Origin of the sequence: Novosphingobium sp., assembly GCF_030699305.1 — a bacterium.
In the GTDB taxonomy this organism is placed as follows: domain Bacteria; phylum Pseudomonadota; class Alphaproteobacteria; order Sphingomonadales; family Sphingomonadaceae; genus Novosphingobium.
On sequence record NZ_JAUYNB010000017.1, the window covers coordinates 148,020 to 169,600 of the forward strand.

At 65.6% G+C, this 21,581-nt stretch carries 20 protein-coding genes; 9 read left to right on the forward strand and 11 right to left on the reverse strand.

The window, feature by feature from the left end; translation table 11 throughout:
* The first annotated feature begins 91 nt into the window (after positions 1-91).
* The 5 genes from purC to purQ all read left to right on the forward strand — a co-directional run bounded on the left by purC (position 92) and on the right by purQ (position 5,585).
* Positions 92-874 carry a phosphoribosylaminoimidazolesuccinocarboxamide synthase gene (gene purC, locus Q8Q53_RS08445; RefSeq protein ID WP_305701322.1) on the forward strand — a complete coding sequence of 261 codons (783 nt, stop codon included), beginning with the start codon at positions 92-94 and terminating at the stop codon, positions 872-874.
* A 73-nt stretch (positions 875-947) separates the two neighbouring features.
* Positions 948-3,818 carry a pitrilysin family protein gene (locus tag Q8Q53_RS08450; protein ID WP_305701323.1) on the forward strand — a complete coding sequence of 957 codons (2,871 nt, stop codon included), beginning with the start codon at positions 948-950 and terminating at the stop codon, positions 3,816-3,818.
* 95 nt (positions 3,819-3,913) lie between these two features.
* Positions 3,914-4,588: a response regulator transcription factor gene (locus Q8Q53_RS08455; protein WP_305701324.1), complete on the forward strand. Its 675-nt coding sequence runs from the start codon at positions 3,914-3,916 to the stop codon at positions 4,586-4,588.
* 86 nt (positions 4,589-4,674) lie between these two features.
* A complete protein-coding gene (gene purS / locus Q8Q53_RS08460) occupies positions 4,675-4,911 on the forward strand; it encodes a phosphoribosylformylglycinamidine synthase subunit PurS (protein WP_305701325.1) in 237 nt (78 codons plus the stop codon).
* On the forward strand, positions 4,908-5,585 hold the full coding sequence (gene purQ / locus Q8Q53_RS08465) for a phosphoribosylformylglycinamidine synthase subunit PurQ (protein WP_305701326.1): 678 nt from the start codon (positions 4,908-4,910) through the stop codon (positions 5,583-5,585). Before purS ends, purQ begins: the two co-directional genes overlap by 4 nt.
* Positions 5,586-5,704: 119 nt before the next feature.
* Here the strand turns inward: purQ and Q8Q53_RS08470 are convergent, their stop codons facing one another.
* The 5 genes from Q8Q53_RS08470 to glmU all read right to left on the reverse strand — a co-directional run bounded on the left by Q8Q53_RS08470 (position 5,705) and on the right by glmU (position 12,001).
* Entirely contained in the window at positions 5,705-8,011 is a 2,307-nt protein-coding gene (locus Q8Q53_RS08470) for a bifunctional diguanylate cyclase/phosphodiesterase (RefSeq protein ID WP_305701350.1), read from the reverse strand.
* Positions 8,012-8,127: 116 nt separating this feature from the next.
* Positions 8,128-9,951: a glutamine--fructose-6-phosphate transaminase (isomerizing) gene (glmS, locus tag Q8Q53_RS08475; protein WP_305701327.1), complete on the reverse strand. Its 1,824-nt coding sequence runs from the start codon at positions 9,949-9,951 to the stop codon at positions 8,128-8,130.
* Positions 9,952-9,969: 18 nt separating this feature from the next.
* A complete protein-coding gene (locus Q8Q53_RS08480; RefSeq protein WP_305701328.1) occupies positions 9,970-10,335 on the reverse strand; it encodes a type II toxin-antitoxin system VapC family toxin in 366 nt (121 codons plus the stop codon).
* 3 nt (positions 10,336-10,338) lie between these two features.
* Positions 10,339-10,584 carry a CopG family transcriptional regulator gene (locus tag Q8Q53_RS08485; RefSeq protein WP_305701329.1) on the reverse strand — a complete coding sequence of 82 codons (246 nt, stop codon included), beginning with the start codon at positions 10,582-10,584 and terminating at the stop codon, positions 10,339-10,341.
* A 55-nt stretch (positions 10,585-10,639) separates the two neighbouring features.
* Entirely contained in the window at positions 10,640-12,001 is a 1,362-nt protein-coding gene (gene glmU, locus Q8Q53_RS08490; RefSeq protein ID WP_305701330.1) for a bifunctional UDP-N-acetylglucosamine diphosphorylase/glucosamine-1-phosphate N-acetyltransferase GlmU, read from the reverse strand.
* A gap of 62 nt (positions 12,002-12,063) precedes the next feature.
* Here glmU and Q8Q53_RS08495 point away from each other — a divergent pair, with 62 nt between their 5' ends.
* The gene (locus tag Q8Q53_RS08495; protein WP_305701331.1) at positions 12,064-12,726 is read left to right on the forward strand and encodes an HAD-IA family hydrolase; all 663 of its coding nucleotides are present in this window, start codon (positions 12,064-12,066) and stop codon (positions 12,724-12,726) included.
* Here Q8Q53_RS08495 and Q8Q53_RS08500 read toward each other — a convergent pair.
* Positions 12,723-14,144, reverse strand: coding sequence for an OprO/OprP family phosphate-selective porin (locus Q8Q53_RS08500; protein WP_305701332.1), 1,422 nt, complete (start codon positions 14,142-14,144; stop codon positions 12,723-12,725). The genes Q8Q53_RS08495 and Q8Q53_RS08500 overlap by 4 nt on opposite strands.
* A 208-nt stretch (positions 14,145-14,352) precedes the next feature.
* Between Q8Q53_RS08500 and Q8Q53_RS08505 the strand changes: the two genes are divergently transcribed.
* Positions 14,353-15,267, forward strand: coding sequence for an SDR family NAD(P)-dependent oxidoreductase (locus Q8Q53_RS08505; protein WP_305701333.1), 915 nt, complete (start codon positions 14,353-14,355; stop codon positions 15,265-15,267).
* A 140-nt stretch (positions 15,268-15,407) separates the two neighbouring features.
* Here the strand turns inward: Q8Q53_RS08505 and Q8Q53_RS08510 are convergent, their stop codons facing one another.
* The 4 genes from Q8Q53_RS08510 to Q8Q53_RS08525 are packed head-to-tail and all read right to left on the reverse strand — an operon-like array spanning position 15,408 to position 18,446.
* Complete coding sequence (locus Q8Q53_RS08510; protein WP_305701334.1) at positions 15,408-15,755, reverse strand: DUF2794 domain-containing protein; 348 nt, start codon at positions 15,753-15,755, stop codon at positions 15,408-15,410.
* A complete protein-coding gene (gene epsC, locus Q8Q53_RS08515; RefSeq protein ID WP_305701335.1) occupies positions 15,752-16,486 on the reverse strand; it encodes a serine O-acetyltransferase EpsC in 735 nt (244 codons plus the stop codon). Before epsC ends, Q8Q53_RS08510 begins: the two co-directional genes overlap by 4 nt.
* A 60-nt stretch (positions 16,487-16,546) precedes the next feature.
* Positions 16,547-17,164, reverse strand: a complete 618-nt coding sequence (locus Q8Q53_RS08520) for an ATPase (RefSeq protein WP_305701336.1) — start codon at positions 17,162-17,164, stop codon at positions 16,547-16,549.
* A 10-nt stretch (positions 17,165-17,174) separates the two neighbouring features.
* Positions 17,175-18,446, reverse strand: a complete 1,272-nt coding sequence (locus Q8Q53_RS08525; RefSeq protein WP_305701337.1) for a heavy-metal-associated domain-containing protein — start codon at positions 18,444-18,446, stop codon at positions 17,175-17,177.
* Positions 18,447-18,529: 83 nt separating this feature from the next.
* Here Q8Q53_RS08525 and purM point away from each other — a divergent pair, with 83 nt between their 5' ends.
* Both purM and purN read left to right on the forward strand, forming a co-directional pair.
* Positions 18,530-19,621, forward strand: a complete 1,092-nt coding sequence (gene purM / locus Q8Q53_RS08530; RefSeq protein WP_305701338.1) for a phosphoribosylformylglycinamidine cyclo-ligase — start codon at positions 18,530-18,532, stop codon at positions 19,619-19,621.
* A 55-nt stretch (positions 19,622-19,676) separates the two neighbouring features.
* Positions 19,677-20,567, forward strand: a complete 891-nt coding sequence (purN, locus tag Q8Q53_RS08535) for a phosphoribosylglycinamide formyltransferase (RefSeq protein WP_371136533.1) — start codon at positions 19,677-19,679, stop codon at positions 20,565-20,567.
* A 112-nt stretch (positions 20,568-20,679) separates the two neighbouring features.
* Here purN and Q8Q53_RS08540 read toward each other — a convergent pair whose 3' ends face one another.
* Positions 20,680-21,558: a type II toxin-antitoxin system death-on-curing family toxin gene (locus tag Q8Q53_RS08540; protein WP_305701340.1), complete on the reverse strand. Its 879-nt coding sequence runs from the start codon at positions 21,556-21,558 to the stop codon at positions 20,680-20,682.
* Between the last annotated feature and the right edge of the window lie 23 nt (positions 21,559-21,581).

A 21,581-nucleotide genomic window follows, 5' to 3' on the forward strand; every position in this document is an offset into this window, starting at 1 on the left:
CAAATCGCGTAGAGGCTTGGCCGTTCGCCCCGGCTGCGCGAGTCATCCAGACTCGCATTTGCCGGGGCTTGGTTTTTCGAGGAACGTGATGATGTCTCGTCGCCGGCAGATCTACGAAGGCAAGGCCAAGATCCTGTATGAAGGCCCCGAACCGGGCACGCTGATCCAGTATTTCAAGGACGATGCGACCGCGTTCAACGCCCAGAAAAAGGGCACGATCAACGGTAAGGGCGTGATCAACAACCGCATCAGCGAGTATGTGTTCACCCGCCTGAACCACATCGGCATCCCGACCCACTTCATCAAGCGGCTGAACATGCGTGAACAGCTGGTCCGGCAGGTCGAAATCGTGCCGATCGAAGTGGTCGTGCGCAACGTCGCCGCCGGTTCGATCAGCACGCGTCTGGGCATTCCCGAAGGCGAACCGCTGCCGCACACCCTGATCGAATACTATTACAAGGACGATGCGCTGGGCGATCCGCTGATCGCGGAAGAGCACATTGCCTGCTTCGGCTGGGCCAACAACGAGGAAATGCAGGACATTTCCTCGATGGCGATCCGGATCAACGATTTCATGTCCGGGATGTTTGCCGCAATCAACATCCGGCTGGTGGATTTCAAGCTGGAGTTCGGGCGGATCTGGGACGGCGATTTCAGCCGCGTGATCCTGGCCGATGAAATCAGCCCCGATGGCTGCCGCCTGTGGGACATGGTGACCGGCGAAAAGCTCGACAAGGACCGCTTCCGGCGCGATCTCGGCGGCGAAGAAGAAGCCTATCAGGAAGTCGCCCGCCGCCTTGGCCTGCTGGACACCGACAACGGGCCGAGCGAAGTGCTCGACCTGTCGGCCCACCGCAAGCTGCGCGGCAAGTAAGCTTCGGCCTCCTCCCCCCTCGCGGGGGAGGAGGCCCCTTGCCCCGGCGGGCACATTGCGGCACGACGCCGGGATGCTATCGCGCAAGTTCCTGCTCGCCCTGTCGATTTCCACGTTTGCCCTGTCCGCCTGCGCCCCGCGCAGCGAAGGACTGGCTTCTGCCTCTGGCGCAACCGCACTGCCGCCCCGCCCGACCTGGGCGTTCGAGGCGAGCGACGTGCCGGTCGATCCGGGCTACCGGTTCGGCCAGCTGGAAAATGGCATGCGCTATGTCATCCGCAGCAACGCCACGCCCAAGGGGACCGGGATGGTGCGGATGCAGGTCGCCGCCGGATCGCTCGACGAGGAAGAGAGCGAGCGCGGCTTTGCCCACTATGTCGAGCATATGGCCTTCAACGGCAGCACCAACCTGCCCGAAGGCGAAATGGTGAAGCTGCTGGAACGGCAGGGGCTGGCGTTTGGCGCGCACACCAACGCCAGCACCAGTTATGATCGCACGACCTATATGCTCGATCTGCCGCGCGGTGATCCCGCGCTGCTCGATACCGCGCTGATGATCATGCGCGAAACCGCCAGCGAACTGGTGATTTCGCCCGACGCGGTGGAGCGCGAGCGCGGCGTGGTGCTGGCCGAAATGCGCGATCGCAATACCTTTGCCCTGCGCAATTATCAGGACAGCCAGGAATTCCTGGCCCCCGACGCGCGGTTTACCCAGCGTCTTGCCATCGGCACCGCCGAAACGCTGAACGCGGCCACGGCGGAGAGCCTGCGCGCGTTCTGGCAGCGCGAATATGTGCCGCGCCACACCACGCTGCTGATCGTCGGCGATTTCGACGCGGCCGAAGTCGAGGCCGCGATCCAGCGCCGGTTCGGCGACTGGCGCCCCGCCCCGGCGCAGCCGCAGCCCAGCCCCGGCCCGCTTGATCCCAAGGCGGCGGACAAGGTCGATGTGTTCGTCGATCCGGCGCTGTCCGAACGGATCATCGCCACCCGGATCGGCCCCTGGCTGGATGAGCGTGACAGCATTGCCCAGCGGCGCGAAAACCTGCTGCGCCAGATCGGCTATGCCATTCTCAACCGCCGCCTGCTCAGCCGCACGCGCGAAGGGAATGCGCCGTTCCGCAGCGCAGGGCTTGGCTCCGGCGATGTCTTCCGCGTGGGCCGCACCACCAGCATCGCGGTCGATACCGTGGACGGCAAATGGCAGCGCGGCCTGACCGAGGCGGTGAAGGAATATCGCCGCGCGCTGCGCTATGGCTTCAGCGCGCCGGAAGTGGCCGAACAGGTCGCCAATATCCGCAAAGCCAACCTCAACGCGGCGGCATCGGAAAGCACGCGCAGCCATTCGCAGCTGCTGGGCGCGGCGCTGGCGCTGATCAACGACGATCAAGTGCCCGATCTGCCGTCCCGCGCGCTCGACCGGCTGGAAGCGTTCATCCCGCTGATTACGCCTGAAACGGTGATGGCGGCGCTCCAGCGCGAACTGGTCCCACTGGAAGCACCGCTGCTGCGCTTTCACGGGCGGCGCGATCCCGAAGGCGGGGCCGGCGCAATCCGCGCCGCGTGGGATGCGGCGATGCGCGCGCCGATCAAGCCGCTGGCAGCGAAAACCACCAGCACTTTTGCCTATACCGATTTCGGCCCCGCCGGGACGGTGGTCAGCGATACGCCCGAGCCGCTGCTGGGCATCCGCCAGCTGCGCTTTGCCAACGGCGTGCGGCTGAACCTGAAGCGCACCGCAATCGAGAAGGAACGCGTGCTGGTGCAGCTGTCGGTCGATGGCGGGCAATTGCTCAGGACGCGGGAAAATCCGCATGCCACCAACATGATGTCCGTGTTCGCGCAAGGCGGCCTTGGCCAGCACAGCCGCGATGAACTGGATTCGCTGCTGGCTGGCCGGACGGTTTCGGCCGGCCTCAGCGCCACCGACGAAACCTTTGTGGCGCTGGCCGGAACGACGCCGTCCGATCTGGAACTGCAATTGCAGATGTTCACCGCCCAGCTGACCGAACCGGGCTATCGCCGCGAGGGCGAGGTGCTGTTCCGCCAGACGATCAACAACATGTTCGCATCGCTGCGCGCCACGCCGGGCAGCGCGCTGAATGCCGATCTGGGCGCGATCCTGTCTGACAATGACCCGCGCTTCAGCCTGGGCAAGGTCGAGGAATGGCGCGCGCTGACGTTTGACAAGCTGAAAACCGATGTCTCCGAACGGCTCGCCAACGGCGCGGTCGAAATCGGGCTGGTCGGCGATTTCGACGAGGATCAGGCGATCGCGCTGGTCGGCAAGACACTCGGCGCGCTACCCCCGCGTGAGGCGGAGTTCCGCGCTTATGCCGACCGCCGGACCCGCCCCTTCACCGCCGACCGCAGCCCCCGGACGCTGCGCCACACCGGCGCGAAGGATCAGGCGCTGCTGACCCTGACCTGGCCGACGCGCGACGGGGAAGACCCGGTCGCCGCGCTGGAATTGCAGGTGCTGGACCGGGTGGTGCAACTGGCGATCACCGACACCTTGCGCGAAAAGCTGGGCAAGGCCTATTCCCCCGGCGTGAACAGCAATGCCTCGCGCACCTGGCGGGGCTATGGGACGTTCTCGATCAACGCCTCGGTCGATGTCGGCCAGATCGCCGCGACCCGCGCCGCGATCCTTGAGACGCTGGCCACGCTGCGCGGCGCGCCGATCAGCGCCGACATGCTGCTGCGCGCCCGCGCGCCGATGCTCGAAGGGTTCGACAACGCGCTCAAGACCAATGGCGGCTGGCTGACTTATGTCGACCGCGCCCAGACCGAAGCCGACCGGATCGAGCGCTATACCCGCGCGAAAGAGCGGACTGCGGCGATCACGCCCGCGCGGTTGCAGGAACTGGTCCGGCAATACCTGACCGATGCCGGAGCGGTCGAAGTCACGGTGCTGCCCGAAGGGGTCGATCCGCCGCAGTAGCCTGAACTGACGGATTACCGTCACGAAAGCGTCATATCATCCGGCCATGGTGCAGGTTCAGGATCAACTGACCCGATGTAGCCAAGACCGGACCGATGACTGTTCTGCTGACCGCCCAGGACCCTACACTGTATGGCACCCTATCGCTGGTGAAGCCGGGGGTGCGCGCGTTGCCGCTGGGGCCGGATATTCCCGATACCCCGTTCGACGGGCCGATCTGGTGCTTTGTCGACTGGCTGCTGCCGGAACTGTCCGGGCTGGAAATGGTCCGCCGCCTGCGCGAATCGAAAACCACGCGCCACGGGCACATCACGATGGTGCTGGAAGCTGGCGATCCCGATGACCAGCGCCGCGCCTTGCGCGCCGGGGCGGATGATTACCTGATCGGCCCGCTCAGCCCGGCCAAGCTGACCCAGCGGCTGGAACTGTATGAAACCAAAGACCAGGCCGCCGCCGCGCGGACCCGGCTGGTACACGGCGACCTGACGCTGGATCTGGCCGCCCATCAGGTCCGGTTTCGCGGCGCGCCGCTGATCCTGCGGCCCAACGAGTTTCGCCTGCTGGCCCATTTCTGCGAACATCCCGATCAGGTCTTCAGCCGCACCGCGCTGATCGAACGGATCGGCAAGGACAGCGAAGCGATTGACGAACGCACGGTCGATGTCTGGATCGGGCGGCTGCGCCGGTCGCTGACCGCGCACGGCGTGCCTGATCCGCTGCGCACTGTCCGATCGCTCGGCTACGTGCTGGATTCGCTGCCAGCGGGTTAAAACGCGCGCGCCACCCTTGCCCCGCCGCCGTTCTGGCGGCATAGGCGCGGTCACGTTTCCCTGCCCCGTTTGGAAAGGCCCCGCCCATGAAGGTCCGCGTCTATGTCAGCCTCAAGAACGGGGTGCTCGACCCGCAGGGCCGCGCGATCCACCATGCGATCGAAGGTCTGGGCTTTTCAGGCGTGCAGGATGTCCGCGCCGGACGCCTGATCGAACTCGACGTGGACGACACCGTCACCGACGACGCGCTGGAGGCAATGGCCCAGCAGTTGCTCGCCAACATGGTGATCGAAAACTACCGCATCGAACGGGTGGCGGCATGACCTTCCGCTCCGCCGTGATCACCTTCCCCGGCTCCAACTGCGACCGGGACATGGCCGATGCGCTGGAGAAGGTTTCGGGCACCGCGCCGCACCGCGTCTGGCATGGCGACGATGCCCTGCCGGATGGGCTGGATTTCATCGCCCTGCCCGGCGGGTTCTCCTACGGCGATTACCTGCGCTCTGGCGCGATGGCCGCGCGCAGCCACATCATGAAGGCCGTGATCGAAGCGGCGGGTCGCGGCGTGCCGGTGCTGGGCGTGTGCAACGGCTTTCAGGTCCTGACCGAAAGCGGACTGCTGCCGGGCGCGCTGATGCGCAACGCGGGCATCCGCTTCGTCTGCCGCGACGTGAAGCTGACGGTTGAAAACAACCAGAGCCTGTTCACCAGCGGCTACACCGCCGGTCAGGAAATCCTGATCCCGGTGGCGCACCACGATGGCAATTACTTTGCCGACGATGCCACGCTCGACCGGCTGGAAGGTGAAGGCCGGGTGGCGTTTCGCTACGCCGAACTGGTCAACGGCTCGGCCCGCGCCATCGCGGGCGTGCTGAACGCGGCCGGCAACGTGCTGGGCATGATGCCCCACCCCGAACGCATGATCGAGCCCGAACAGGGCGGCACCGATGGCCGCGCGCTGTTCGAAAGCGCAATCCAGGGGCTGGTCGGCGCGTAAGCTCCAAACCCGAAAGCCCTTCCCCGATGGGGAAGGGTTGGGATGGGGGTTCTCACACTCGCACAGTCAGGCCCCACCCCCAACCCCGCCCCGCTGGGGAGGGGCGATTTATGTATTTGTCAGCTGTTCGCGCGCTGCAACTGCGGGCGATTGAACAGGCTGCGCGCATCGGCGGCGGGCATCGGGCGGCCGAAGTAATAGCCCTGGATCTTGCGGCAGCCCAGGCCCCGGATGATCGCCAGTTCGCGTTCGGTTTCGACGCCTTCGGCCGTGGTCGACATTTCCAGGCTTTCCGCCATCGCCACCACGGCGCGGATGATCGCCAGGCTTTCCGGATTGTCGGCGGCCGCGCCCTGCACAAAGCTGCGGTCGACCTTGATGGTCGAAAACCGCAAGTTGCGGATATAGGCGAGCGAGGAATAGCCGGTCCCGAAATCGTCGAGCGCGATCCCGCAGCCCAGCGCCATGATCTGTTCCAGCACGCCGCGCGCCGCCGACGAATCGCGCACGAAGATGCTTTCGGTGACTTCGATTTCCAGCCGCTGGGCGGGCAGCCCGGTAGACGACAGCGCGCCCACGACCGTGGCGATGAAGTTCTGTTCCAGCAATTGCTCGCCCGACACGTTGACCGCCACCTTGACGTTGGACGGCCAGTTGATCGCCTCGCGGCAGGCTTCGCGCAGCACCCATTCGCCGATCGGCACGATCAGGCGGGTATCCTCGGCCAGCGGAATGAACTTGGCCGGGCTGACAAAGCCATGCTCCTCGCTGTGCCAGCGCAGCAATGCTTCGAAGCTGACGATGGTTTCGTCCTTGGCATCGACCACCGGCTGATAATTCAGCACGAATTCGTTGCGTTCCAGCGCGCGGCGGAGCGAGAATTCCAGCTTGCGGCGTTCTTCTGCATGGGCGTGGAGCGAGGGTTCGTAGTTGAAGTGCTGGCCGCCGCCCTCTTCCTTGGACCGGTAGAGCGCCAGATCGGCGTTGCGCATCAGCGTTTCCACCGTGTTCCCATCGCGCGGGCCAATCGCGGAACCGACGCTGGCACCGATATACAGCGTGTGGTGATCCACCTCATACGGGCGCGACAGCAGCTCGATCACCGCCTGCGCCACGCGCGTAACGCGAGTGTGGTCCGATGCGTCGCGCACCACGATGGCAAATTCATCGCCGCCAAGGCGTCCGCACAGCTCGTTGTCGGTAATCAGGCCCTTCAGCCGTTCCGACACGCGCGCCAGCAACTGATCGCCGACCAGGTGGCCCAGGGTATCGTTGACCGACTTGAACCGGTCGAGATCGATCATCAGGAACGCGCAGCGGGTGCGCCACTGCGCGGCATAGCGCAGGGCATCACCCAGCGCTTCGGTCACCATCATCCGGTTCGGCAGGCCGGTCAGCGTGTCATAGCGCGCCATGTGCGCGATCTTGTCGGAACTTTCGCGCTGCTCGGTCACGTCGGAGCCGACCCCGCGGAACCCGTCGAACACCCCATTTTCGCCCAGTTTGGGCGTGCCGGACAGTTCCCACCAGCGCTGCTGGCCGTTGATCGTGACCCGCACCAGCAGGTTGGAGAAATTCTCGCGGCGCTTAAGCCGTTCCGCCAGATCGTGCAGGCTGGACGGGAACTGGCCCGTTTCCCAGGCTGGCCCGGCGATCATCTGGATGAACGGTTTGCCGTCAATCTCGTCCGGCGACAGTCCCAGCGCAAACGCAAAGCGCGGGCTGACCGAGCGGCAGCGCCGCGAGGTATCGATCTGCCACAGCCAGTCGGCCTCACCCTCCTCGAACTCGCGCAGCAGCAGCGAGACGACCTCGCTTTTTTCCGCCATGGCCGATTCGGCCACGCGCGCGGTCAGGAACGAGCGGGCATTTTCGATCGCCCCCAGCGCGACAACCGTGCCGAAAAGCACCGAAATGACCGCCATGTCATAGCTGCCCATGAACACGAAGCTGACCAGCGAACCGACCGCCACCACCCCGGCGAAGATCAGGTTGCCCAGCGGCACGGCCGGCATCAGCACGGCCGTGGCGGTCATCAGCATCGCGGTGACCGCCCACAATTCCAGCATTCGCGACGAATCGCCAAATGGTCCGAATGCAGCGATCGGCACGATCCAGATCAGCGCGGTCGAGATCGAAAGCAGCGTCTGCTGCTTCACTTCATCGCGCGACAACCGCCGTTTGTCGGCATCCGCCAGCGACCGGTCGGTCAGGGCCGAATAGTACAGGCTGACCCCCAACGCGATCATCCAGCCCAGCACGATGAACACTGAAATCGTATCGTAATAGAGCCGCAAGACGCCCGCAGCGGCGATGGCATGCGCCATGACCCGCAGCCTGGTAACGTTCGACAGGCTGGAATATTGCAAGCCGCGCAGGCGAACCCAGTCGGCGTCGCCCGAATCGTTCAGGCCAAGCACCGCCATGACCGGCAGGTTGCGCGGAAGCGCCGCGGAAGTGGGCTGGTTGTGTGTCACCCGCGCCTTTTACGCGCGCAAACCTTATCACCGCGTAAAGCTTGTCCCGCAATTGCGCCTTGACGCTACTCGACCGTCACCGATTTCGCCAGATTGCGCGGCTGATCGACATCGGTGCCTTTCACGCAGGCCACGTGATAGGCCAGCAGTTGCACCGGGACGGCATAGATCAGCGGCGCGATCAGCGGGTGAACGCGTGGCATTTCAATCGTCGCCAGGCAGCCCTCGCCCGCTTCATCCAGCCCGGCGCGGTCGGAAATCAGCACGATCTTGCCGCCGCGCGCGCGCACTTCCTGCATGTTGGACACGGTCTTTTCAAACAGCGGGCCGCTGGGGGCCAGCACGATCACCGGCACGGCTTCATCGATCAAGGCAATCGGGCCGTGCTTCATTTCCCCGGCGGCATAGCCTTCGGCGTGGATATAGCTGATTTCCTTCAGCTTCAGCGCGCCTTCCAGCGCCAGCGGATAATCCTGCCCGCGCCCCAGATAGAGCACGTCGCGCGCCGGAGCGATCAACGGCGCAATCGCCGCGATCTCGTCATCGTGGGCCAGCGCCGCGTTCAGCGTGGCGGGCGTTTCGAGCAGCTGGGTGACGATTTCCATCTCCTCTGCCCGGTCCATCCGCCCGCGCTTCACCGCCATGTTCGCCGCAAACGCGGCCAGCACGGCCAGCTGGCAGGTGAAGGCCTTGGTGCTGGCGACGCCGATTTCCGGCCCGGCGTGGGTCGGCAGCAGCAGGTCCGCCTCGCGCGCCATCGAGCTGGTCGGCACGTTGACCACCACCGCGATGGTCTGCCCCGCCGCCTTGCAATGGCGCAGCGCGGCCAGCGTATCGGCGGTTTCGCCCGACTGGCTGATGAACAGCGCGAGGCCGCCCGGCTCCAGCACCGGATCGCGGTAGCGAAACTCGCTCGCCACATCGATGTCGACCGGCAGGCGCGCAAACTGTTCCAGCCAGTATTTCGCGACCATCCCGGCATAGAAGCTGGTCCCGCAGGCCACGATCGTCACGCGGCTGATCTGGCTCAGATCGAAATCGAACTGCGGCAGGGCAATCGATTGATCGAGCTGGCGAATATAGCTTTTCAGGGTCTGCGCCACCACGGTCGGCTGCTCGAAGATTTCCTTCTGCATGAAGTGGCGGTAATTGCCCTTCTCGATCGCCGCAGCCGATGCGCCCGATGTGGTGACTTCGCGGGTGACCGGCTGGTTGTCCTTGTCAAAGATCTGCGCGCCCTCGCGCGTCACGATCACCCAGTCGCCTTCATCCAGATAGGTAATCTGCTGGGTCAGCGGGGCCAGCGCCAGCGCGTCCGATCCCAGATAGGTTTCCCCGTCGCCGAATCCCAGCACCAGCGGCGAGCCGAGCCGCGCGCCGATCAGCATGTCGGGATACTGGCGGAACGCGATCGCCAGCGCGAACGCGCCGCGCAATTGCGGCAGCGCCGCCTGCACGGCCTCGGCCGGGGTCTTGCCCGCATCGACCTGTTCGGAAATCAGGTGGGCGACCACTTCGGTATCGGTGTCGCTTTCAAACTTGTGCCCGCGCGCCTGCAACGCTTCCTTCAGCTGGCGAAAGTTCTCGATGATCCCGTTGTGGACCAGCGCCAGCTGCTCGGTCGCGTGGGGGTGCGCGTTGGCGGCGGTCGGCGCGCCGTGGGTGGCCCAGCGGGTGTGGGCAATCCCGGTGGTGCCGGGCGCGGGATCGCGCGCCAGTTCACGCACCAGCCCGATCAGCTTGCCCGGCGCGCGGCGGCGGATCAGCTGGCCGTTATGGACCGTGCAGACGCCCGCGCTGTCATAGCCGCGATACTCCATCCGCCGCAGCCCATCGACCAGCCGGTCCGCGACTTCTTCCTTGCCGACGATGCCGATAATTCCACACATGGCCTGCTGCTGCCTTCGTCAAAGAGTATAAGGAACGCGGATACCCGGCATCTCTGCCGGAAAATCCTTTGTATTTCGTGTAATGAGGATCGCACCGTTCACTTGCGCGGTGGCCAGGATATAGGCGTCCATCAGCTTCATTTTCTGACGGAACCGGATATCGGCGGCAGCGGCGGCGATGCGCTGGTCGATTTCCACGACTTCAAAGTGCGACAAGGCCTCCTGCACTGCCGGGCGCGCCTCCAGCGGCTCGCCCGCCAGGATTTCAGTCCAGACGATGCGGCTGATCCGATGCGCGCCGTAACGCGAGATTTCGGCATAAGCCTGCGGCCGGCGCGTAAGCCAGTCGATCAGGATGTTGGTGTCGAAAAAGGGCGCCGACACGCGTCAGATATCTTCGTACGGTGTGCGGTCCTCGCGCATTGCGCGCTGATATTCGACCGCATCGCCAATGTCGTCGCGGTCTGCCCACAGGCCATAGCCCCGGTCAATCCAGCTGCGATCATCGCCCTGCTGCACCAGATAAAGCCGGATCGCCTCACGGATTGCCGCCGCGCGCGACCGCTTGCTGCGGCTGGCCAGCGCGTCGAGCTTTTCGACGTCTTCATCCGGGATATCGACCAGCGTTCGCATGATATACTGATATCATATCATGATATCATGTCAATCCCGTGGCAGCGCCATGCCCCTACCCCTTCTTCTCCGCCTTCTTCTTCTTCATCGCATCATGGAAGCGGTCGGCCCAGCCGGGTTTGACCAGCTGGTCGGCGCGCACGATCCGCAGTTCGCCCGCGCCGACATCGCGCGTCACCGCGCTGCCCGCGCCGACGATCGCGTCCGGGCCGATTCTGACCGGGGCTACCAGCGACGAGTTTGAGCCGATGAACGCGCGTTCGCCGATGATCGTCTTGTACTTGAAGTAGCCGTCATAATTGCAGGTGATCGTGCCCGCGCCGATGTTGGCCCCCGCCCCGACTTCGGCATCGCCGATGTAGGACAAGTGGTTGGCTTTCGCGCCTTTGCCCATGGTGGACTTCTTGACCTCGACGAAGTTGCCGACCTTGGCCTGTTCTTCCAGCACCGCGCCGGGGCGCAGGCGAGCATAGGGGCCGACTTCGACTCCGCTGGCAAGGGTCGCCCCTTCCAGATGGCAGAACGCTCGGATTTTTACGCCGTCGGCCACGGTCACGCCGGGGCCGAACACCACGTTGGGTTCCACCAGAACATCACGGCCCAATTGCGTATCCCACGCGAACCACACCGTTTCCGGCGCGGTCAGCGTGGCGCCGTCATCCATCGCGGCGCGGCGGCGGCGTTGCTGCCAGCGCGCTTCCGCCTCGGCCAGTTCGGCGCGGCTGTTGATCCCGGCGACCTCATCCGGATCTTCGGTTGTCACCACGGCGCAGACCCGGCCATCGGCCAGCGCGATGTTGACGACATCAGGCAGGTAGTATTCGCCCTGCGCGTTGTCATTGCCGACCCGCGCCAGCAGCGCGAACAGATCGCCCGCGCGCACCGCCATCAGGCCCGAATTGCAGAGGTTGCAGGCGCGCTCGTCCGGGTCGGCGTCCTTGTATTCGACCATTTTCACGATCCGGTCGCCCACTGCGATGACGCGCCCATAGTGCAGCGCGTCGTCCGGGGCAAAGCCCAGCACCACCACGGCGGGTTCGTCGGTATCGTGCAGCCGTTCCAGCATCGCGCGCATGGTATCCGGCGCCACGAACGGCACGTCGCCGTACATCACCAGCACATCGCCCGCGAAGCCCGCCAGCGCGCCTTCGGCTTGCTGGACCGCATGGGCGGTGCCCAGCTGCGGGTCCTGCACGGCGAGGGCAGCGCGGCCCTTCAGCGTCGCTTCCAGCTGATCGCGCCCGCTGCCGACCACCACGACCTGCCGCGCCGGGGCGAGCTGCGCCACGCTGGCGAGCAGGTGTTCGAGCATCGGGCGGCCCGCGATCGGGTGCAGCACCTTGTGCAGGTCGCTTTTCATGCGGGTGCCCTTGCCCGCGGCAAGGACGATGACGGCAAGTTCGGTTTCAGCGCTCATGGTTAAGCGCCATGCCACCAAATGCTTGCCGATTCCACAATCGCGCGGCACGAGCGCACCCGATGACAAAAATTCCCTTCCGGATCGTCGGGTTCGACCTCGACGGCACCTTGCTCGACACCTCGAAAGACCTCGGCGCGGCGGTCAACCATGCGCTGTCGCTGGTGGACCGCCCGCCGGTGCCGGATGCGGCGGTGTCCGGCCTGATCGGCGGCGGATCGCGGCTGATGCTGCGCCGCGCGCTGGCGCTGACCGGCGGGGACGAAGGGCTGGACGTGGAGGCGCTCTATGCCCCGCTGCTGGCGTTCTATGAGGACAACATCGCGGTCCACACCGCGCTCTATCCCGGCGGGGCGGCGATGCTCGATGCGCTGGACGATGCGGGCGCGGCGATCGCCATGGTCACCAACAAGCCGCAGCCGCTGGCCGAAAAGCTGCTCGGCGAACTGGGGCTGCTGGATCGCTTCGCCTGCGTGATCGGCGGCGGCGGCGGCTTTCCGTTGAAGCCCGCGCCCGATGCCCTGCACGCGATGGTGACGCGCGCGGGCGGCGGCGCGGCGGCCTATGTCGGTGATACCACGTTCGATACCCACGCGGCCCGCGCCGCTGGCCTGCCCTGCGTCGCGGTCAGTTTCGGGTTCAACGACCTGCCGGTCCACGATCTGGGCGCCGATGCGGTGATCGACCACTTCGACGCCCTGATCCCGGCCCTGGCTGGTCTTTAGAAGTCGATCTGGGCGCGCATCCCGATCGAATCCGCCGTGTAATCGCGGACCAGCCCCGCAGCCACGGCAGCATCGTTCAGCCAGATGTGGCCATAGTTCAGGATGAAGCGGGTGTAATCGGTCGGCATCCAGACCACCGATGCGCCCGCGATCTGCTGGCGGCCACCCCGGATCGTGCCGCTGTTCAAATCCAGCCAGTCATAGCGCAGATTGGCCTGCACCGCGCCGATCCCGCCCTTGCCCAACGGGGTTTTCGGACGGATCCGGTCATACGCGCCGTTCTTGTAGGCGGTAACGTCATCGGTCAGCAGATAGCCGACTTCGGCATAGCCGCCGTTGAACGTGGGGTTGGTCAGGCCGGGGCGGATCGCCGTGATCCAGCTGCTTTCCGCCGTCGCGTGGAAGCGCCCGTGAATATAGGCCAGTTCCCCGCCAAACGCGCGCTCCCCCGATGCCCCGATGTTGCCGGTGCTGACCAGCCGCAAGTCGGTGGTGTGGACAAACGGGCGCGCGGCATAGTTCGCAATGTTCGCCAGATCGTTGAATTCGCGGTAATGGCCCGATCCGCCGATGTGCAGCTGGCCGCCCGCCAGCTTGGGCATGAACACCACCCGGCCATCCAGACTGAAGCTGTTGTCGCTGTCGGTCAGCAGGTCGCGCGCGTTGTCGGTGAACACCCCGCCCTGCACCAGCACCTGCTTGCCGGTATAAGTCGCGCTGACGCCGACGCGGCGCTCAAACCCGAACGCGCTGTTGAACGCGGCACGCTCCATAAAGCTGCTGAACAAGTCGGACGTCATGTCCTCCATCGACTGGAACGGCTTGTGCTGGCCAACCGTGACCGTCAGCCTGGGGTTGACCTTGTAGGTCAGGTAGATGTCGGTCAGTTCCACCGCCGCGTTGGCGAACTCTGCCTCGATCCGATAGCCGAACCCGCCGGGCATCGTGCCGTCAAAGCCCATGTAGGCGCGGCGGATTTCCGTGGCGATCCCCAGCTTCTGGCGGCTGATGATGCTGTCCGGCGCGTCCACCCCGGCCACGTCCAGCTGCATCCGGCCGCGCGGCTTGAACGACCAGCCGTCCTTCGTCGCCAGCTTCGGTGCGCCGTCCCACGTTACGTCGGTGGCGGGCCTGGCCGTGACCGACGCGGCGGGAATGGCGGCGACCGCCACCTTCGCCGCTTCAGCCTTGGCGACGGCCACCGCAACTTGGGCTTCCGCCGCCTCGGCGCGGGCCTTGGCTGCGGCCAGATCACCTTCCAGCGTGCCGACGCGCTGGTTCAGCTGTTCCAGCTGCGCCTGCATCGCGGCCAGCTGCTGCATGACGGCGTTGTCCTTGGCTGCCGCCGCGTGAACAGGCATCGCCCATCCTGCGGCCAGGGCCAGTGCGATGGTCGAAGTGCGAAGCGTGCGGTTCATGGTGTGCCCCTCCAGGCGGCAGTGTTACGATTCGAAGTCGCCTTTAAGACGGCACTATGACATATATTTGACAATCGTCCGTCGCCTGCCGCTACGGCAAGGCGGCTGGCAGTATCGGCAGTTGAAAGGGGCGCGGCAACGTGTCAGTGACGCCCCGTTTCCAGCCTGTTTCAGGCCGGATCAACCCTTTTGCAGCGGAGCACACGATATGACGATTTCTTTCAAGGACCGCGTCGCGATTGTCACCGGCGCAGGCGGCGGCCTGGGCCGGGCTTATGCGATTGAACTGGCCAAGCGCGGCGCGAAAGTCGTGGTCAACGACCTCGGCGGGTCGCGCGATGGCACCGGCCACTCCGACGCCGCGCTCAAAGTGGTCGAGGAAATCAAGGCGCTGGGCGGCGAAGCGATGTCGAACGGCGGCAGCGTGACCGATTTTGACCAGATGGTCGAAATGGTCGCCAAGACCAGGGAAGCCTGGGGCGGCGTCCACATCCTGATCAACAACGCCGGCATCCTGCGCGACAAGAGCTTCGTGAAGATGACGATGGACGATTTCAAGCTGGTCGTGGACGTCCACCTGATCGGCAGCGCCAACTGCACCAAGGCGGTGTGGGAAACGATGCGCGAACAGAACTATGGCCGCATCCTGATGACCGCGTCGTCGACCGGCCTGTTCGGCAACTTCGGCCAGGCCAACTATGGCGCGGCCAAGCTGGGCCTGGCTGGCCTGACCAAGACGCTCTACCTCGAAGGCGCGAAGAACAACATCAAGGTCAACACGCTGGCCCCCGTCGCCGGCACCCGCATGACCGAAGACCTCGGCATGCCCGAAGCGCTGTTCACCGCGCTGAAGCCTGAAAACGTCGCCCCGGCGGCGCTGTTCCTGGTCAGCGAAGACGCCCCCACCAACATGATCGTCGGCGCAGGCGCAGGCGCCTATCACGCGTCCTACGTCACCCTGACGCCGGGCATCGCCCTGCCGGAAGCCGAACGCACCCCAGAAGGCATCGCCGCCCACTGGGACCAGATCATCGACCGCACGGGCGAAATCGTGCCGCAGTCCGGCGGCGAACAGTCCGGCGTGGTGATGGCCGCGCTGGCCAAGATCGGCGGCCTCGGCTGATCCAGCCCGCCCTGCCGGGCTAAACACAACCGCGCGGAATGGGAATGCCCGTTCCGCGCGGTTTTTGTTTGGGGGTGAGGCGTTGAGCGGATCGAATGCCGTGGACAATGACCATCCGGCATTCAGCCCAACGCCCGCCCCTACCCCGCCACCAGCTTCACCAGCCGCCGCTCCATCGGGGAGAGCACGCTGGCGAGGTCGTGCCCGCGTTTCAGGACTTGCCCGCCTTCGCCGTAAAGCACCCACATCCCCTGCTTGGTCCGCAGGGCGGGGCGTTTCTCCAGCCGGATCTGGGGGTATTCGGCGGCGCGGCGATAGGCGCAGAAGATCGCGGCGTCTTTCGTGAAGTCCATCGCATAGTCGCGCCATTCGCCTGCGGCGACCATCCGGCCGTAGAGGTCCAGGATGCGCAGCAGTTCCGTGCGGTCAAAGCCGACTTGGGTCGGGGCGGCCGCGTGGCCGGGGAACGGGGTGACGACCGCGCTCAAGCGCTCTTCTTGGGCTTGGTTTTCGCGGCGGCTTTGGCGGCGGACTTCGCCGCAGCCTCGGCCTTCACCGCGTCGCGTTCATCCAGCAGCTCGGCCAGCCGCTTTTGCAGGACGAGCATTTCGCACTGGAGCAGTTCCAGCTTTTGCGTCGCCGGATCGAACCGGTCTGAACACGGCGTGCCATAGGGGACGAAGTTCTGCGTTTCGGGCTTCACCTCGACCAGCATCTGCTTGGCCGGGATGCCCACCATCGTCGCCCCTTCGGGCACGTCCTTGGTCACCACCGCGTTGGCGCCGATGCGCGCGCCCGCGCCGACGTAAATCGGGCCAAGGATCGCCGCGCCCAGACTGATGATCGCGCCGTCGCCGATGGTCGGGTGGCGTTTGCCGCCCATCCCGTTGGTCGGGTTGGTGCCGCCCAGCGTGGAGCCCTGATACATCGTCACGTTATCGCCGATGTCGGCGGTTTCGCCGATCACCACGAACCCGTGGTCGATGAAGAAGTTCTTGCCGATGGTCGCGCCCGGGTGGATGTCGATCGAGGTCATGAACCGCGCGAAGTGGTTCACCAGCCGCGCCAGAAAGAACAGCCGGGCCTTGAACAGGCGGTGCGCAATCTTGTGCCAGCCCAGCGCCCAGACGCCGGGATACAGCAACACCTCCCAGCGCGAACGGGGCGCGGGATCGCGGGCGACGATCGAGTCGACATAGCTGAACAGACGTCCCGGCATTCTTCACCCTTATTCCCATGCAGCCCGCGCGAACGCAAGCCGCCCCGACTGCCACTTGGCCTAAAACAGCCGCGGCTCCTGCGGCCCCATCAGTTCTTCCAGCGCATCGCGCCAGACCGACAGCGTCGGGGCCTGTTTGCGTTCCAGACTGAGCCGGTCAATCGCGGCGACCAGCCGCTCGGCCCCGATGTGGGAACGCTCTGCCCGCGGCACAAGATAGGCGCAGGCATCCGGGCCGAGCACGATCCCGCGCTGCTGCGCGTGCAGCATGATCAGGTCTGCCAGCATCGCATCGTCCGGCGCACCGATTTGCAGATGCAGCGCCGCCCCCAGCCGCGAAGCCAGATCAGGCAGGCGCACCTGCCACGCCCCCTCCGCCGCGCCGCTGACCAGCAGCAGCGGCACACCGCTTTCCTGCGCGCGGTTCCAGCGGTGAAACAGGTCGGTCTCGTCCAGCCGGTCCGCATCGTCGATCGCTTCACCCCCGCCCGATTCGGCGAACCAGCGGGCGATCAAGGACTTGCCGCAGCGCGGCGGGCCAAGCAGGATTGCGGTGCGGAACGGCCAGCTGGCGGCCGCGGCCATCGCTTCGAGCGCGGCGCGGTTGGCATTGCCGACCACGATTCGCGGCACACTGCCCGGCCCGCCCGGGGTCAGCGGAAGCGCGATCTGTCCCACCCTGCCGATCCTAGCGCCGAATCGAAAGCGCGTTGCTGCCGACCGAAACCTGCCACCCGCGCGCCCGCAGCGCCGCCGCGAGCGCGGACAGATCGCCCGCATAGCTGACGCGCATCACCGAAGTGCCGCCCATTGCCAGACTGGTGGTCGATGCCCCCTGGACCCCCGGCGCGCCGCGCACCGCCGCCAGCGCGGCGTCGACCGCCCCGGCATCGGGCGAGGCGAACTGGACCGTGAACGTGCTGGTTGCAGCCGCAGTCGCGGTCGGTTCGGCCCCCGGCGTTGCCGCCGTCTCCGGCGCGGCGGCAGCGGCCCTGGCGGCCTGCTCTGCCGCTTGCGCCCGCTGGATCAGCGCGACCAGGCCCGCGTCCATGCCGGAACCCTGACGGATGGTCGGATCGGGCTTGAGCAACCCTTGCTCCAGCGCGCGGGCATAGGCCGCGTCGATCCGGACCACGGCATCGGCCAGCATCCGGGGCACGCCCGCTTCGTCATTGGCGGTCAGCGTGAAGGATTCCAGGAACGTCCGGTCCGGGCCGTAGCGCGCGGTGAAGGTGCCGCGCACCGGGCCGCCGGGCCACTGCCGTTCCAGCCGCGCTTCGGGCACGATCACATCCGCCGCGCCGAACTGGTCCAGCACGGTGTGCCACCAGGCCCGGCTGCGCCGGGCGGGCTGGCCGGCCGTGACGAGCAGCGATTCGCCGCCTGCACCGCTCGGGCGGACATAATCGATCCGGCTGGTGCCGCCGCGAAACTGCGCCCACGCCGCCTGCCATGGCCCGCGCACTTCGAACACTTGCGCCACGCCGCCCGAATAGAGCACGGGAATCGTCAGCAGCGGGGCAGACCGCGCCCGCACTCCGGTGGTTACCGCGCCCAGATACTGCCCGGCGCGCGCGCGGTCGAACACGATGGTCAGCGTCGCGATATAGCGCCGGGGGCCGATCTGTTCGCGCTCGATCACCACGGCGGAGACCATGCTTTCGATCACCCCGTCCGCCAGCGGAGCGCCGCCAGCCTTGGCCCAGGCCTGCTTCTGCGCGACTTTCCAGCCCGCCAGCCGCGCTTCCCACCCGGTCTTGCCGGTGGTGTTGACGGTAATTCCGCTGATCTCCACATCGCTGGACGTGGCCACCGGCAGGATGCCGCGATCCCCCTCGACCTGCGCGATCAGCCGCGCCGGGCCGATCGCGACCAGCGCCACGGCCAGCGCAACGCCCAGCCCGCCCAGCAGGGTGGCGGCGGGTCCGGGCCGCCAGCGGCCGAGGTCGGAAAGGGTCATAATGGGTGTCATCGGGGAAAACCGTCGGCCTTTTGCCCAAACGGCGATGGAAATCCAAGCCGGAAAGCGTTAGGCGCGCAAACATGTCTGAAAAGTCTTACAGCTACGAGCAGGCCGGCGTGTCGATTGCCGCCGGTAATGCCCTGGTCAAAGCCATAGCGCCGCTGGCGAAAGCCACCGCGCGGTCGGGCGCGGATGCGGAACTGGGGGGCTTTGGCGGGTTCTTCGATCTGAAAGCCGCTGGCTATACCGATCCGCTGCTGGTCGCCGCGAACGACGGGGTCGGCACCAAGGTCAAGCTGGCGATCGACCATGACCGTCACGACAGAATCGGGATCGATCTGGTCGCGATGTGCGTCAACGATCTGATCGTGCAGGGCGCGGAGCCGCTGTTCTTCCTCGACTATTTCGCCACCGGCAAGCTCGACAGCGGCGTGGCCGAGCGCGTCGTTGCGGGGATCGCCGATGGCTGCAAGATTTCGGGCTGCGCGCTGATCGGCGGCGAAACGGCGGAAATGCCGGGGATGTATGCCGCCGGGGACTATGACCTGGCGGGCTTCTGCGTCGGCGCGGTGGAGCGCGGCCAGCAGCTGACCGGCGACCGCGTCGCGGCGGGTGACGTCCTGCTGGGCCTCGCCAGTTCGGGGGTCCATTCCAACGGCTATTCGCTGGTCCGGCGGCTGGCGGCGGACAAGGGCTGGAAGCTCGATCGCCCGGCGCTGTTCGATGCCGACCGGCTGCTGATCGACCACCTGATCGAGCCGACCCGGATCTATGTAAAAAGCCTGCTGCCGGTGATCCGCTCTGGCCGGGTCCACGCGCTGGCGCACATCACCGGCGGCGGCCTGCTCGAAAACGTGCCGCGCGTCCTGCCCAAGGGCCTGCACGCCCGGATCGATGTCGATGCGTGGGAACAGCCCCGGCTGATGGCGTTCCTGCAGGCGCAGGGCCATATCGAGCCGGGCGAAATGGCGCGCACCTTCAACTGCGGCATCGGCATGGTGCTGGCCGTGGCGGCGGACGATGTCGCCAGCGTGCAGGCCGATCTGGTCGCGGCGGGCGAAACGGTCCACGTGATCGGCGCAATTGAACCGGGGCCGCGCGGCTGCACCGTGCAGGGCAGCGCCGAGGCGTGGAGCGCGCGCGAGGCCTGGGAAGCGATCCATCTTGCCTGAAACCCGGCCTGATCGGGCAAAAGTCGCCGTCCTGATTTCAGGCAGCGGCACCAATATGGCCGCGCTGCTCTATGCCAGCCGCGCGGCGGATTGCCCTTACGAGATCGTGCTGGTCGCCAGCAACAACCCGGACGCGGGCGGCCTCGCGCTGGCCGCGGCGGAGGGCGTGGCGACGTTCGCCTTGCCGCACAAGGGCATGGCCCGCGCCGACCATGACGCCGCGATGGACGCCGCGATCCGGGCCAGCGGCGCGCAGTATGTCGCGCTGGCCGGATATATGCGCATCCTCACGGCGGAATTCGTCAGCGGCTGGGACGGTCGGATGGTCAACATCCACCCCTCGCTCCTGCCCAAATACACCGGCCTCCACACCCATGACCGCGCGCTGGCGGCGGGTGACAGCCACGGCGGCTGCACGGTGCATCTGGTGACGGCAGAGCTGGATGACGGCCCCATGCTGGGGCAGACGGCAGTGGCGATCCTGCCCGGTGACACTGCCGACAGCCTCGCCGCGCGGGTGCTGATCGCGGAACACCAGCTCTATTCGCGCTGCCTCTCCGCCCTCGTCGCGCGCGGCAGCGATCCCGTCTGGCTGCTGGAGCGGGTGCGCGAACTGGCGCTGGCCCTGCCCGAAGCGGAAGAGCGCCCCAGCCACGGCTCCCCCGGCTGGCGCGTGGGGGGCAAGTATTTCGCCCACTTCAACGACCAGCACCACGGCACGGCGCACATCGCCCTGCTGGCCAAGACCAGCGGCGCGGACGAACTCGACGGCCTGATCGACACCCAGCCCCACGCCTATTTCCGCCCGGCCTATTACGGCGCGGCAGGCTGGGTCGGGGTAATCTTGAACCAGCCGGACGTCGACTGGGACGGCGTGTCCGACTGGCTGGCGCGCAGCTGGCGTGCAGTTGCTTCGGCGAAACTGGCGGCGATGTTCGAATTTTGAGGCGGGAAGCAGTTCAGAGACAGTAACCCATTCGTCGGCGAAGCTTGGGGTCAATCGCAGTTGCCAATTTAATGCACTGTCACCGTAATTGGTCACCGTAATTGCGGCAACGTTAGCGATGGGCAAGACTTAGCAATGGCGCGTTGTAGGTTGTAATTAGCGATTGCATGGAATCTAGCCCGTCAAAAAAAGCTTTTGAATCGACGCCGTCTTCATGCCGGAGCTTTGTCAGTGAGCGTACTAGCTTGATCGTTCCCTTTGGCACCTCAGCGCCCCATCTCGGAAAGCCGATGTGCCCAACTCTGGACTTCACCAACTCGGTCTTTTTGAAAAGGAAGCCCCTTTTCTCCTCTCTTTCCCTCATGATATCAATGTAGTTGCGATCTGGATTTTCCAGAGAGTAGCCGTATCGGTTCAGGATTCTCTGCAAATCCCGAAAGGTAATTGAATGCCTTTCGTTGTTCATAGGGCGCATACGCTTCTTCAGCCAGTAAGCGATGAATTTGACCTCCGGATCCTCATCGCCAGACTTCTTTAAGTCCCTGAAGCGGGAATATTTTTCTATAGAGTTTTCGGCGACCTCAACGGTGAAATCTTCAATTTCCTTCTCACCGACCGATGGGCAGAAGCCGACGCTATAAAGCTGGTAGAGCATAGAGAGGAACGCCGTGCGCTTATTCGCGTCATAAAAGCTGTGGTTTTTTATAATTCCAAAAAAAAGAGTCGCTGATATTTCGAATGGACCGTTCCACTTGGACCGTCCGCCATATCCGCTGGTTTGCCGGCAAACGGTCGATTCCAGCGCATTAATATCCTTGGGGCCGATGCCTCCTATGCCTTCGCCCTCCAGATAGAAGTGATTGGCAATCATGTAGTGGGCGCGGAGTACATCGCCCACGCTCAAGCAGGGGCGAGGAAACTGGGTGACCTCGTTATAACTTTCGGAAACTCGCCGGTATTGTTCGAGGATTGCGGGTTCAAGATCGTTCATGCTCGACAGATGCCAATCCGCCA